General features: G+C 60.6%; 14 protein-coding genes. 6 read left to right on the top strand and 8 right to left on the bottom strand.

Features of this window, described 5'->3' with window-relative positions; genetic code table 11:
• Positions 1-26 precede the first annotated feature (26 nt).
• Positions 27-878, bottom strand: coding sequence for an MIP/aquaporin family protein (locus tag DV532_RS19685; protein WP_056802120.1), 852 nt, complete (start codon positions 876-878; stop codon positions 27-29).
• 305 nt (positions 879-1,183) lie between these two features.
• On the opposite strand from DV532_RS19685, the gene ybaK reads away from it, so the two are divergent.
• On the top strand, positions 1,184-1,654 hold the full coding sequence (gene ybaK, locus DV532_RS19680) for a Cys-tRNA(Pro) deacylase (protein WP_056802122.1): 471 nt from the start codon (positions 1,184-1,186) through the stop codon (positions 1,652-1,654).
• 38 nt (positions 1,655-1,692) lie between these two features.
• Here the strand turns inward: ybaK and DV532_RS19675 are convergent, their stop codons facing one another.
• Positions 1,693-2,802, bottom strand: a complete 1,110-nt coding sequence (locus tag DV532_RS19675; protein WP_056802124.1) for an ABC transporter ATP-binding protein — start codon at positions 2,800-2,802, stop codon at positions 1,693-1,695.
• Positions 2,799-3,719, bottom strand: coding sequence for an ornithine carbamoyltransferase (gene argF, locus DV532_RS19670; protein WP_056802126.1), 921 nt, complete (start codon positions 3,717-3,719; stop codon positions 2,799-2,801). The genes DV532_RS19675 and argF overlap by 4 nt, the downstream gene beginning before the upstream one ends.
• A gap of 407 nt (positions 3,720-4,126) precedes the next feature.
• Here argF and DV532_RS19665 point away from each other — a divergent pair, with 407 nt between their 5' ends.
• Together DV532_RS19665 and grxD are read left to right on the top strand one after the other, a co-directional pair.
• The gene (locus DV532_RS19665; protein WP_056802129.1) at positions 4,127-6,235 is read left to right on the top strand and encodes a molybdopterin-dependent oxidoreductase; all 2,109 of its coding nucleotides are present in this window, start codon (positions 4,127-4,129) and stop codon (positions 6,233-6,235) included.
• A gap of 91 nt (positions 6,236-6,326) precedes the next feature.
• Positions 6,327-6,662, top strand: coding sequence for a Grx4 family monothiol glutaredoxin (gene grxD / locus DV532_RS19660; protein WP_056802131.1), 336 nt, complete (start codon positions 6,327-6,329; stop codon positions 6,660-6,662).
• Between the two features lie 57 nt (positions 6,663-6,719).
• Here grxD and bfr read toward each other — a convergent pair whose 3' ends face one another.
• Together bfr and DV532_RS19650 are read right to left on the bottom strand one after the other, a co-directional pair.
• Positions 6,720-7,193, bottom strand: a complete 474-nt coding sequence (bfr, locus tag DV532_RS19655; protein WP_003258014.1) for a bacterioferritin — start codon at positions 7,191-7,193, stop codon at positions 6,720-6,722.
• A gap of 200 nt (positions 7,194-7,393) precedes the next feature.
• Complete coding sequence (locus DV532_RS19650) at positions 7,394-7,612, bottom strand: bacterioferritin-associated ferredoxin (protein ID WP_045185737.1); 219 nt, start codon at positions 7,610-7,612, stop codon at positions 7,394-7,396.
• Positions 7,613-7,836: 224 nt separating this feature from the next.
• Here DV532_RS19650 and DV532_RS19640 point away from each other — a divergent pair, with 224 nt between their 5' ends.
• A complete protein-coding gene (locus tag DV532_RS19640) occupies positions 7,837-8,439 on the top strand; it encodes a peroxiredoxin (RefSeq protein WP_003254945.1) in 603 nt (200 codons plus the stop codon).
• A gap of 114 nt (positions 8,440-8,553) precedes the next feature.
• Here DV532_RS19640 and rnt read toward each other — a convergent pair whose 3' ends face one another.
• Both rnt and pyrC read right to left on the bottom strand, forming a co-directional pair.
• Entirely contained in the window at positions 8,554-9,165 is a 612-nt protein-coding gene (gene rnt / locus DV532_RS19635) for a ribonuclease T (protein WP_372340005.1), read from the bottom strand.
• 59 nt (positions 9,166-9,224) lie between these two features.
• Complete coding sequence (gene pyrC / locus DV532_RS19630; RefSeq protein WP_056802135.1) at positions 9,225-10,271, bottom strand: dihydroorotase; 1,047 nt, start codon at positions 10,269-10,271, stop codon at positions 9,225-9,227.
• Between the two features lie 130 nt (positions 10,272-10,401).
• Between pyrC and DV532_RS19625 the strand changes: the two genes are divergently transcribed.
• Together DV532_RS19625 and DV532_RS19620 are read left to right on the top strand one after the other, a co-directional pair.
• Positions 10,402-11,361, top strand: a complete 960-nt coding sequence (locus DV532_RS19625) for an OmpA family protein (protein WP_056802136.1) — start codon at positions 10,402-10,404, stop codon at positions 11,359-11,361.
• Positions 11,362-11,685: 324 nt separating this feature from the next.
• Positions 11,686-12,903 (top strand): argininosuccinate synthase, encoded by a 1,218-nt coding sequence (locus DV532_RS19620; RefSeq protein ID WP_056802138.1) that lies wholly within the window; start codon positions 11,686-11,688, stop codon positions 12,901-12,903.
• Positions 12,904-12,976: 73 nt separating this feature from the next.
• On the opposite strand, the gene DV532_RS19615 is transcribed toward DV532_RS19620, so the two are convergent.
• Positions 12,977-13,435 carry a hypothetical protein gene (locus DV532_RS19615; RefSeq protein WP_056802140.1) on the bottom strand — a complete coding sequence of 153 codons (459 nt, stop codon included), beginning with the start codon at positions 13,433-13,435 and terminating at the stop codon, positions 12,977-12,979.
• Positions 13,436-13,496: the final 61 nt, after the last annotated feature.

Here is a 13,496-nt window from a genome sequence, read left to right as displayed (position 1 = left end):
GTTCAGGGCTGGGCGTGATGCCGGCATCAATTGACTTGAGTATCGCCCTGGCGATTGTCATTTGTCTCAGGGTTCACGGCGGCTGCCGTTGGCAGGTTGCGAGCGATCAGGCCGCGATAAGTCGCTGCACCCAGGCAGGCGCCAAGGATCGGTGCGAACACCGGAACCAGGAAGTAAGGCACGTCCCGACCGCCAGTGAAGGCGATTTCACCCCATCCGGCCAGGAACGCCATGAGTTTTGGCCCGAAATCGCGAGCCGGGTTCATGGCAAAGCCGGTCAGCGGGCCCATGGCACTGCCGATCACGGCGATCAGCAGGCCGATCAGCAGCGGGGCAATGGCACCTCGGGGCAGGCCATTGTTGTCATCGGTCAGGGCCATGATCACGGCCATCAGAATGGCGGTGATGACCACTTCGACCAGGAACGCCTGGCCCGTGGACAGCGACGGGTGCGGGTAGGTGGAGAACACCGAAGCCAGTTCCAGGCTGGCTTCGCTACCGCGCAACATGGCGTGGGCTTGTTCGAAATCGAAGAACAGGTTGCTGTACAGCGTATAGACCAGCGCCGCGCCGCAGAATGCGCCACACACTTGGGCCAGCATGTAGAAGGGCAGTTTGCGCTTGTCGAAACCGGCGAACAGGGTGAGGGCAATGCTCACCGCCGGGTTCAGGTGTGCGCCGGAAATGCCGGCGGTGAAGTAGATCGCCATGCTTACTCCCACGCCCCAGATGATGCTGATTTCCCACAGGCCGAAGCTGGCGCCGGCGACCTTGAGCGCGGCGACGCAACCGGTACCGAAGAAGATCAGCAGGGCGGTGCCGAGGAATTCGGCCAGACACTGGCTGGAGAGCGTGGGTTGGCGTAGAGCAGTCGTCATGTATGACCTCGTTTTTGTTTTGTTGTGAGGCGCGTGGCGCTCGACAGCAAAGCCCGGAGTCTATCCCCGTTGACCCCAGGCAGATGGAGTAATCGCACCGTAAAAGTGCACCATTTATTCAGAAACGAAAAAATATAGACAAGAAACGCTGATGTCAAAGGTCGAAAGTGAACGATCGGTCACGATTTGGCCGTTCTATACCGGTGCGGATACCCGTACTAGAGCAGCGCATTTGCCGTACGCTGGCTGCACTGTGGGAATTGTCCTAAAGTAGCCGCCGAGCCGTCCCAGACCGGAGCCCCTGCATGACCCCTGCCCTAGACCTGTTGAAGAAACACCGCGCCGAACACCGTGTGCACAGTTATGAACATGACCCCAAGTCGGCGTCGTACGGCCTGGAGGCGGCGGAAAAGCTTGGGCTCGACCCGCAGCAGGTGTTCAAGACCTTGCTGGCGAGCAGCGAGAAGGGCGAGTTGCTGGTGGCGGTGGTGCCGGTGGTGGGCACGCTGGACCTCAAGGCCCTGGCCCATGCGGCGGGGGTGAAGAAATGCGAGATGGCCGACCCGGCGGTAGCGCAGCGGGCTACAGGGTATTTGGTGGGCGGGATCAGCCCGTTAGGGCAGAAGAAGCGCTTGCGGACCTTTATCGATGATTCGGCGCAGCATTTTGCAACCATCCATGTAAGCGCTGGACGGCGTGGGCTGGAGGTGGAATTGGCTGCGGCGGTGCTGGCTGAGCATACCCAAGGCAAGTTTGCCGGGATCGGCCGGGGCTGAGATTGTTGGGGCCGCAAAGCGGCCCCATGGATTTGGAGTCAGGTCGCCGAACTGTACCGGCGAACGCCGTTCTCCTGCCGTGGCAACTGTGCTGCCACACTGCCCGGCACCGGGAACAGCACCAAGTGATCGGCTTTCACCGCAATCCCCACACTCTCACCCACCTGATGGTCATCATGGCTCGGGAAAATCGCTTCCAGCTGGCTGCCGGTGGGCAACTGCAGGCGGTACAAGGTTGAAGCCCCAAGGAAGCTCTTGCCAACGATGCTCGCCTGTAGCGCGCTGCCCGGTGAATGCACGATATCGTCGGGCCGCAGCAGCACGTCCACCGAGCTGCCTGGCGCCATGATATAGGCACGGTTGCCGCGCAGCTCACCCAGTTCGGTAACGACCGCTTCGTGGCTGCTCATCTGGCCCCGGATGAAATACCCCTGGCCTATAAAACTCGCTACAAATGACGTCTGTGGCTCGTGGTAAAGGTTGTAGGGCGTGTCCCATTGCTCCAGGCGGCCTTCCTTGAACACGCCGACCTGGTCGCTGACGGCAAAGGCTTCTTCCTGGTCGTGTGTGACCAGGATGGCGCTGGTGCCACGGCTCTTGAGGATGTCGCGCACTTCATGGCTCAGGCGCCGGCGTAATTCCACGTCAAGGTTGGAGAACGGCTCGTCGAGCAGCAGTAACTGCGGCTCAGGCGCCAGCGCACGGGCCAGGGCAACACGTTGCTGCTGGCCGCCGGACAATTCATGCGGGTAACGCCCGCCCAGGCCGCCCAGCTTGACCAGTTCGAGCATCTCATCGATGACCTCAGCCTGGCGTGGGTGCTTGGCGATGCCGAAGGCAATGTTCTGTGCCACGGTCAGGTGCGGGAACAGTGCGTAGTCCTGAAACACCATACCGATGCGGCGCTTTTCCGGGGCCAGGGTGAAACCGGCCCGGGAAATGACCTCGCCTGCCAGCTGGATTTCGCCCTCGTGCACCGGCTCGAAACCGGCGATGGCGCGTAGGGTAGTGGTTTTGCCGCAACCGGATGAACCCAGCAGGCAACCAATGTCGCCTGCGTTCAGGTGCAGGTTGAGGTTCTGGACGATGCGCTGGTCGCCATAGCCACAGGCGAGGTTGCGCAGGTTGAGCAGTAGGGGTTGACTCATGCGTGGTGGTAAGCCGGTTCTACAAGGAATTCGAGAAGGGCCTTCTGTGCATGCAGGCGGTTTTCAGCCTGGTCCCACGCGACCGAACGTGGGTCGTCGAGCAGGTCATGGCTGATTTCTTCACCACGGTGGGCTGGCAGGCAGTGCATGAACAGGGCGTCGGGTGCCGCCAGGTCGAGCAGTTCGCGGGTGACCTGGTAAGGCGCGAAATGCGCCAGGCGCCGTGCAGTTTCCTCCTCCTGGCCCATGGAAGTCCAGACATCCGTGGTCACCAGATGGGCGCCGCGCAGGGCTTCCTTAGGGTCGCGGACGATCTGCACGTGGTCACCGCCAATGGCCATGAAACGTGGGTCTGGCTCGTAGCCTTCCGGGCAGGCGATGCGCAGCTGGAAGTCGAACTGTTTGGCCGCCTCGATATACGAGTTGCACATGTTGAAGCCGTCGCCAATCCAGGCCACGGTCTTGCCTTGGATCGAGCCGCGCTGTTCGAGGAAGGTCTGCATGTCGGCCAGCAGCTGGCACGGGTGCGATTCGTCAGACAGGGCGTTGATTACCGGCACGCGCGAGTTGGCGGCGAACTCGGTCAAAGTGCTATGGGCGTGGGTACGGATCATCACCACGTCGAGCATGCTCGACAGCACGATGGCGCTGTCGCCAATCGGCTCGCCACGGCCCAGTTGGGTATCGCGCGGGGACAAGAAGATGGCCTGGCCGCCGAGCTGGATCATGCCAGCCTCGAACGACACACGGGTACGGGTTGAGGACTTCTCGAAGATCATGCCCAGCACGCGGCTCTTCAGGGGCTCGAACAGCACGCCTCGCTTGCGCAGGTCCTTCAGCTCGATGCCGCGGCGGATCACCCCGAGCAATTCGTCGGTGGTGAAGTCCAGCAGGGAGAGAAAGTGCCTAGCGCTCATGATTGACTACCTTATCTGCAACTGTATGCAGGTCGACCGTATGGTTTTTTTTGACAACGGGAGTGACCCGCGGCGTAAGCCGCACGGGGCGGACGAAATAGGGAAAGGCGCAATACTATAAGTAAATGTCGCCTAAAGCCAAGAGGGGAAACAGCGTGGAATAACACAGAATGTTCCAAAGGGTTTCTTGGCCCGCTGGGCAGCGCTGTTTTTTATTTGCTACAGAGGGTTGTACACGGCTTGCTGGCAATTTGGCAAATGACTGTCGCAAATCGTCTGCCTGATGTCGGTGGATTCACACCGCGAAGGGCGCTGGCAGGGGGGCGGGGCGGGGTGCATAGTCGCTGTTAGACAACCGTCCAAAACCACGGTCACCCACTTACCACGACAACAAGGCAGAGGCGGCCATGACCAACACCCTGCATCACCGTGCCTGTCACCTGTGCGAAGCAATTTGCGGGCTGAACATCGAAGTCCGCCAAGAAGACGGCGGGCGGGCGTTGATCCATTCGATCAAGGGCGACCCTCAGGACCCGTTTAGCCGCGGCCATGTCTGCCCCAAGGCCGTGGCCCTGCAGGACATCCAGAATGACCCCGACCGCCTGCGTCAGCCGCACAAACGGGTGGGCGAGCATTGGCAGGCCATCGGCTGGGACGAGGCCTTTGCCTTGGCCGCCGACAGGCTATGGGCGGTGCAGCAAGCGCATGGGCGCAACGCCGTGGCGGTTTACCAAGGCAACCCGAGCGTGCACAACTACGGCTTGATGACCCACAGCAACTATTTCCTCGGCCTGTTGAAAACCCGCAATCGCTTCTCTGCCACGTCGGTGGACCAGTTGCCGCAGCACTTGGTCAGCCACCTGATGTATGGCCATGGCCTGTTGTTGCCGATCCCGGACATCGACCAGACCCATTTCATGCTGATCCTGGGCGGCAACCCGCTGGCCTCCAATGGCAGCATCATGACGGTGCCAGATGTGGAAAAGCGCTTAAAGGCCCTGCGAGCCCGGGGCGGGCGCCTGGTGGTGGTGGACCCACGCCGTAGCGAAACAGCGGCCATGGCCGACAGCCACCTGTTTATCCGCCCAGGAGGGGATGCGGCGTTGTTGTGCGGCTTGCTCAATACCCTCTTCGCTGAAGGCCTGGCACGCGGCTCGCACTTGCCGGTCATCGGCCTGCAGCAGGTGCGCGAAGCGCTTGCCCCGTTCAGCGCTGAGGCAATGAGCGCCCACTGCGGCATTGCTGCAGCGGAAATTCGCCAGTTGGCTAGGGACTTCGCCGCGGCCGACACGGCGGTGTGCTATGGCCGCCTGGGGGTCTCCACCCAAGCCTTCGGCACCCTCTGCCACTGGCTGGTGCAGCTGCTCAACCTGGTCACCGGCAACCTTGACCGAACGGGCGGCGCGTTGTGTACCGAGCCTGCCGTCGACCTGGTGGCGACCACCTCCGGTGGCCATTTCAACGCCTGGCAAAGCCGGGTATCGGGCTTGCCCGAATATGCCGGCGAGCTGCCCGTGGCGGCCCTTGCCGAAGAGTTGCTGACACCTGGTGAGGGGCAGGTGCGGGCTCTGGTGACGGTGGCCGGCAACCCCGTGCTGTCCACGCCTAACGGCCGCCAGCTGGATACCGCGCTGGCAGGGCTGGAGTTCATGCTCAGTATTGACCTCTACATCAATGAAACCACACGCCATGCCGACTTGATTCTGCCGTCCACCACGGCGCTGGAAAACGACCACTACGACAGTACCTTCAACTTGCTGGCAGTGCGCAATGTGACCCGCTTCAACCGGGCCATCTTGCCCAAGCCGGAGGGGGCGCTGCACGACTGGGAGATTTTCGTCGGCTTGGCCCAGGCGTTTGCCAGGCGTGCCGAACTTGAATTGAAACCGACCTTGGCACCGGCGCAGATGATCGACCTAGCCCTGCGCAAGGGGCGCTATGGTCAAGCAACGGCCTGGCAGCTTTCGCTGGCAACCCTTGACGATCACCCGCATGGCCTTGACCTGGGGCCGTTGCGCGCCAACCTGGCGGGCCGCCTGGCCACCGCCAGCAAGGCTGTCGAAGCGGCGCCGCAGGTGCTGCTGGACGACCTGCGCCGGATGGCGCAACAGGCACCACCGGCGGCGGGCGAGCTGCTGTTGATCGGCCGCCGTCATGTGCGCAATAACAATTCGTGGATGCATAATTTCCACCGCCTAGTCAAAGGCAAGCCGCGCCATCAATTGTTGATGCACCCGCAAGACCTGCAGCAACGGCAGCTGCAAGATGGCCAGCGGGTACGTATTCGTTCGCGTACCGGCACCCTGGAGGTCGAAGTGCAGGCCTGCGAAGACATGATGCCAGGGGTAGTCAGCCTGCCCCATGGCTTCGGCCATGGTCGTCAAGGTGTGCACTTGCAGATCGCCCAGGCGCAACCTGGAGTGAGTGCCAATGACCTGACCGACGAACGCCTACGGGACGAGGTTTCTGGTAACGCTGCGCTCAACGGCGTACCTGTGCAGGTAGAAGCCGCGTAGGGAACGGTAAGGCCGAGCGCGCTGCTCGGCTTTCCGTTACAATGCGCCACCGTGCCGACGACCGCGTCGGAAAGTTCAGCCGAGGTGCTACATGGATATCATCGAAACGATCAAAGAGCAGATTGCCAACAACACCATTCTGCTTTACATGAAAGGCTCGCCGAATGCCCCGCAATGCGGGTTCTCGGCCAAGGCATCGCAAGCTGTGATGGGTTGTGGCGAGAAGTTCGCCTACGTCGACATCCTGCAGAACCCGGAAATCCGCGCCAACCTGCCAAAATACGCCAACTGGCCGACTTTCCCGCAGCTGTGGGTAGCCGGTGAGCTGGTTGGCGGTAGCGACATCATGCTGGAAATGTTCGAGAAGGGTGAGCTGCAAACCCTGATCAAGGAAGCGGCTGCCAAGGCCAAGGCTTCTGAAGCCTGAGCGACTGGCAAGCATAAAAAAACCCGCTGATCGCGGGTTTTTTTATGCGGCGAACAATTATTCTTCGCCCATCTGCGACTGCAGGTAATTCTCGATACCGATCTTGTCGATCAGGCCCAGTTGGGTTTCCAACCAGTCGATGTGCTCTTCTTCGGACTCGAGAATATCCTCGAGCATGTCACGCGAGCCAAAGTCGCCAGCGGTTTCGCAGTGGGCGATGGCCGCTTTCAGGTCGACCAGGCCTTTCTGTTCGATCTTCAGGTCACACTCGAGCATCTCCTTGGTGTGTTCACCAATCAGCAGCTTGCCCAGGTCCTGAACGTTGGGGATACCTTCGAGGAACAAAATACGCTTGATCAGTTTGTCAGCGTGCTTCATCTCATCGATGGATTCCTTGTACTCGTGCTTGCCGAGTTTGTTCAGGCCCCAATCTTCGTACATGCGTGCGTGCAGGAAGTACTGGTTGATCGCGACCAGCTCGTTTCCGAGGATCTTGTTGAGATGCTGGATGACGCTTACGTCGCCTTTCATTGCGGGTTCCTGCCCTATTGAAGTATGCCAATACAGCGAAGTCTGAGCCCGATACTGAAGAGTGTCAAACCTAAGTAGTTGAATAATAAGTGAAAATTAATAGGAATAAGAATGTTTGTGAACCGCGTTGGGGTTCTAACTTATTGAATTGCAGGCATAAAAAACCGGACGCAAGGTCCGGTTCTTCAAATTCTGGATGTTCAGGCCGCGGTAAATTCCACAGGGTAGGGCAGGGCTGCCTGACTGACCTGCAACTCGGTCAGGGTTTCGCGAACCACTTGCTTGGCCAGACAGGCGCATTTGCCACACTGGCTGGCGACGTTGGTCGCCGCTCGCACTTCCTTGTAACTGCAGCATCCTTCATAGATCGCATCGCGGATCTGTCCGTCGGTAACGCCGACACAAAGACACACATACATAAGGGCTGACCATCGCGGGTTGAGTCGATGGGTTGGAGCTTAATGTTAATGAGAATGCTTGTCAAAGGACTTTCTGGAAGAGCCGTGCTTGAGCGACCGGTGGTTGCTTCGTCGACGGAGTCGGCCTGTCATCAGAAGCCGTGTATGATAGTCGGCCTTTGTTGGATGTCGGGCAAGCCCGTCTGGCCCGGCAAACGGTTTTTCACCCTCATCAGGAGATTACAATGAGCGTACTCGTTGGTAAGAAAGCCCCCGATTTCACCGTTCCAGCCGTGCTGGGCAATGGCGAGATCGTCGACAGCTTCAACCTGGCCTCGGCCATCAAGGGCAAGTACGGCCTGGTGTTCTTCTACCCGCTGGACTTCACCTTCGTCTGCCCGTCCGAGCTGATCGCCCTGGACAACCGCATCCCTGACTTCCAAGCGCGCAACGTCGAAGTGATCGGCGTGTCGATCGACTCGCACTTCACCCACAACGCCTGGCGTAACACCCCGGTCAACAACGGCGGTATCGGCCAGGTGAAGTACACCCTGGCTGCCGACATGACCCACGAGATCTGCAAAGCCTACGACGTTGAGTCGGAAGGTGGCGTGGCCTTCCGTGGCGCCTTCCTGATCGACACCAATGGTGTTGTCCGTTCGCAGATCGTCAACGACCTGCCACTGGGCCGTAACATGGACGAGCTGCTGCGCCTGGTCGACGCCCTGCAGTTCCACGAAGAGCACGGCGAAGTCTGCCCTGCCAACTGGAAAAAAGGCGACAAAGGCATGAACGCTTCGCCAGAAGGTGTTGCTGCCTACCTGAGCGAGAACGCTGGCAAGCTGTAATTGCTGCGGGCATGAAAAAACCGGCCCATGTGGCCGGTTTTTTTTGGCTTCAAGCTGCAAGAAAAAGTGAGCGCATGCTGTCTGCTTTTTCTTGCCGCTTGCCGCTTGCCGCTTCTAGTCGTTGAAATCGCGCCAGCCGCCCATCTCTTTCCAGCGGTTGACGATGCCGCAGAACAGCTCGGCGGTCTTCTCGGTGTCGTAACGCGCCGAGTGCGCCTCACGCCCGTCAAAGTCGATGTCGGCGCTTTGGCAGGCCCGCGCCAGTACGGTCTGACCATAGGCCAGGCCCGCCAGGGTAGCGGTGTCGAAGCTGGAGAATGGGTGGAACGGGTTGCGCTTGAGGTCGTTGCGCATTACCGCCGCATTGAGGAAACCCAGGTCGAAGCTGCTGTTGTGACCGACCAGGATCGCCCGCTTGCAGCCATTGGCCTTGAGCGCCTTGCGTACGCCACGGAAGATGTCGGTCAGCGCGCTTTCCTCGCTGACTGCCATGCGCAGCGGGTGGTCCAGCTTGATGCCGGTGAACTCCAGTGCGGCCTGCTCGATGTTGGCGCCCTCGAACGGCTCCACCCGGTGGAAGTAGGTGTGCTCAGGGAACAGGAAGCCCTTTTCGTCCATGCCGATGGTGACTGCGGCTATTTCCAATAGGGCATCGGTGGCGCTGTTGAAGCCACCGGTCTCCACATCCACTACAACCGGCAGGTAGCCGCGGAAGCGTTCGGCCATCGGGTGGCGCGAACCGCTGCTGCCCTGGGTGTCGAGGTCGTCTTCGTAGAGGTCTTCGCTCACGCGTTTTCCTCCAGCAGGCGCCAGCGCAGTTTTTCGCCGGCGCGCAGGGGGACTACAGTCTGCTCGCCAAACGGCAGGGTGGCCGGGGCAGTCCATTCTTCGCGCACCAGGGTAATGGTGTCGGTGTTCACCGGCAGGCCATAGAAGGCTGGGCCGTGCAGGCTGGCAAAGCCTTCCAGCTTGTCCAGCGCGTTACGCTGTTCGAACGCTTCGGCGTACATCTCGATGGCCGCATAGGCGGTGTAGCAGCCGGCGCAACCGCAGGCGGCTTCTTTGGCATGGCGGGCGTGCGGGGCCGAGTCGGTACCCAGGAAGAACTTCGGGTTACCGCTGGTGGCCGCGTCCAGCAGCGCCACCTGGTGGGTGTTGCGCTTGAGGATCGGCAGGCAGTAGAAGTGCGGGCGAATGCCACCCACCAGCATGTGGTTGCGGTTGTACAGCAGGTGCTGCGCGGTGATGGTCGCGCCGACGTTGGCCGGGGCCTCGGTGACGAACTGCGCGGCATCGCTGGTGGTGATGTGCTCGAACACCACTTTCAGCGTTGGGAAACGCTCGACCACCCGGCGCATGTGTTCGTCGATGAAGCGCTTCTCGCGGTCGAACACGTCGATCTCGCTGCGGGTCACTTCGCCGTGCACCAGCAGCGGCATACCGACTTCTGCCAGTGCCTCGATGGCCGGGAAGATATTGTCGATGCTGGTCACGCCCGAGTCGGAGTTGGTGGTGGCGCCAGCCGGGTACAGTTTGGCGGCGTACACGAAGCCGCTGGCTTTGGCCGCGCGGATATCCTCGGGGCTGGTGCGGTCGGTGAGGTACAGCACCATCAGCGGCTCGAAGCGGCTGCCGGCCGGACGCGCGGCCAGGATGCGCTCACGGTAAGCGTCGGCCTCGGCGGCATTGCGCACCGGCGGAACCAGGTTGGGCATGATGATGGCACGGGCGAAAGTACGCGCCACGTCGCCAACGGTGTGGGGCAGGACGGCACCATCGCGCAGATGGATGTGCCAGTCGTCGGGGCGCAGGAGGGTCAGGCGATCGGACATTGGGGATTCCAGGCGGGTCGAACTCAAGCCCCAATGCTACCGGAAAACCCTGGGACGAGCACGGCTATCAAGTTTTGCGGCAGGCGTCCGATAGCCTGCAGGTAAGCCGTCAGAAATTGTGGAGCCGCCCGTGCGCCAGCGTTACCTAGCCCTGTTGACCCTGTTCGCCAGCCTGCCGGCCGGCGCGCTGACATTCCAGACGCGCATGGAGAATATTGCCTGGAAGGTCGAGGGTGACCAATTCGAATGCCGGCTGATCCAGCCGATCGACGGATTTGGCAGTGGAGAGTTCGTCCGCCGCGCGGGTGAGCAGCCGGTGTTCCAGTTACGCTCGGGCAGTAACGCGCTGGGCGCGGGCACAGCGACCTTGCTGGCGGCTGCGGCGCCGTGGCAACCCGGGCGCAGCGACATCAGCCTGGGCAGTGTGCGCTTGGCCCGTACCGGCGTGTTGTTCAGCTCCTCCCAAGGCCAGGCGAGTCGCCTGATCAACGGCCTGCTCGACGGGCGCAGCACAGTGGTGCGCAATTACGCCGGTGAGACAGGCAGGCCGATGGAGGTGCGGGTATTGCCAGTCAGCTTCGCCAAGGCCTATAGCGACTATCTGGTGTGTGCTGCCAAGCTGCTGCCGATGAACTACGACCAGGTGCGCCAGACCCAGGTTGGCTTCCCGGGGGGCGGCATCGAGCTGGATGACGCGGCCAAGGCACGGCTGGACGTAATCCTCGATTACATGAAGGCCGACCCCACGGTTAACCATATCGAGCTCAACGGGCATTCCGATAACAGTGGTAATCGCCTGACCAACCGCGACCTGTCACGCCGCCGGGCGTTGGCGGTGGCCGATTACCTCATGGCCCATGGGGTGGCGGAAGCGCAGATTACCGTGCAGTTTCATGGTGAGCGTTATCCGTTGGCGAAGAACAACAGTGCGGCGAATCGGGCGCGGAATCGTCGGGTGAATATTGAGCTGGAGCGGGTGGCAGTGGTGGAGAAGGCGGTGGAACAAGTGGTGCCGGTTGCTCCGACGTCCGCGCCAGCCAGTCCAGCTGCGGTTCCGGCCTCGGGTGTGCCAGGGGCGAAGGCACCCTAAGATCGGGTGGGCTGCGGGGTGCATGGCCAAGGGTGATATCTAGGCCACCAAGCGTTCAGCACAACATTTTCAGCGCCTGTGGGATCGAGCGCCGCGCGGGCGGCGCTCCATCCCACAGGCGCTTAACTGCTCAAGCCATGCACCTTGTGGCCCTGATACTACCTCAAGGCATGCGTCCCGCATCCCGCATCACCCCAACCAACCACCCGTCGCCCTTCCGAAAGTTCTTGTCGCTTTGTCGTCATAAGCTGTCGCCCCACTGTAAATTTATCCGCAACGTCGTTAGAATCGACCGCTTTCCGTACAACCCCGTGGAGTGATGGCATGGCGGACGTAAAAAAGGTCGTACTGGCGTATTCCGGCGGCCTTGATACTTCGGTGATTCTCAAGTGGCTGCAGGATACCTACAACTGCGAAGTGGTGACCTTCACCGCTGACCTGGGGCAGGGCGAAGAGGTTGAGCCGGCTCGCGCCAAGGCCCAGGCAATGGGCGTTAAAGAGATCTACATCGACGACCTGCGCGAAGAATTCGTGCGTGATTTCGTGTTCCCGATGTTCCGCGCCAACACCGTCTACGAGGGCGAGTACCTGCTGGGTACTTCCATCGCCCGTCCGCTGATCGCCAAGCGCCTGATCGAAATCGCCAACGAAACTGGCGCCGACGCCATTTCCCACGGCGCCACCGGTAAAGGCAACGACCAGGTGCGTTTCGAGCTGGGTGCTTACGCCCTGAAGCCAGGCGTCAAGGTCATCGCCCCATGGCGTGAGTGGGACCTGCTGTCCCGCGAAAAGCTGATGGACTACGCCGAGAAGCACGGCATCCCGATCGAGCGCCACGGCAAGAAGAAGTCGCCGTACTCGATGGACGCCAACTTGCTGCACATCTCCTACGAAGGCGGCGTCCTGGAAGATACCTGGACCGAGCACGAAGAAGACATGTGGCGCTGGAGCGTCTCGCCGGAAAACGCGCCAGACCAGGCTACCTACATCGAGCTGAGCTACCGCAACGGTGACATCGTTGCCATCGACGGCGTCGAGAAAAGCCCAGCCACCGTCTTGGCCGAGTTGAACCGTATCGGCGGTGCCAACGGCATCGGCCGCCTGGACATCGTAGAAAACCGTTACGTCGGCATGAAGTCGCGTGGCTGCTACGAGACGCCTGGCGGCACCATCATGCTCAAGGCCCACCGTGCCATCGAGTCGATCACCCTGGACCGCGAAGTCGCTCACCTGAAAGATGAGCTGATGCCGAAGTACGCCAGCCTGATCTACACCGGCTACTGGTGGAGCCCAGAGCGTCTGATGCTGCAGCAGATGATCGACGCTTCCCAAGCCAGCGTGAATGGCGTTGTGCGCCTGAAATTGTACAAGGGCAATGTCACCGTGGTCGGCCGCAAGTCGGACGACTCGCTGTTCGACGCCAACATCGCCACCTTCGAGGAAGATGGCGGCGCGTACAACCAAGCGGACGCTGCGGGCTTCATCAAGCTCAACGCACTGCGTATGCGTATTGCTGCCAACAAGGGCCGTTCGCTACTCTGATTGCTGACGCATGTCATGAAAACCCCGGCTCAGGCCGGGGTTTTTTTTGGAATAACCTAAGGCATTCAACGGCTCAGGTCGCAACATCCTCCTCCAAGGTACTGACCGACAGCTGTACACATTGGCGTTTATCCAAGTTGCACAAGCGCCACGTTTGAGGTGTTTGCAGCGGTTGGGCAAGTGCAAGCAGGAGTTGTTGCTCCATCATGCGATAGGCATCGGGCCCGGAAAACATGACCGTTACAGGCGCGGCTTGCCCAGTTTCGCTGCATTCACGCGGTAAGGTATTTGCTATAGGCGAGTCGATGTTTGCTGCTTCACTTGGCATTGGGTTGTAGAACGACTTGTAATTGAAGTTGAGTGTCAGGAAGAACAGCGCTGTCAGGAAGAACGGGAATCCCACCAGAAACCAGGTATAGAGTTTCTGGCTGGAATCACTGAGAAACGGCAAGGTCGCAAGGGCTGAGGCTTCGATGATCCCCGCGAAGATGGCAACGATCGTCAGCGGGGCGACAGGTTGTGTTTGGCTCATGATGGCTGTCTCCTGCGTTTTTGCCTATCTTTACCTTACCGAACTACTCAACTAAAGACTG

Source organism: Pseudomonas sp. Leaf58 (assembly GCF_003627215.1).
Classification (GTDB): domain Bacteria; phylum Pseudomonadota; class Gammaproteobacteria; order Pseudomonadales; family Pseudomonadaceae; genus Aquipseudomonas.
Note: the sequence above shows the minus strand (reverse complement) of the source record. Positions and strands in the feature narration are given on the sequence as shown.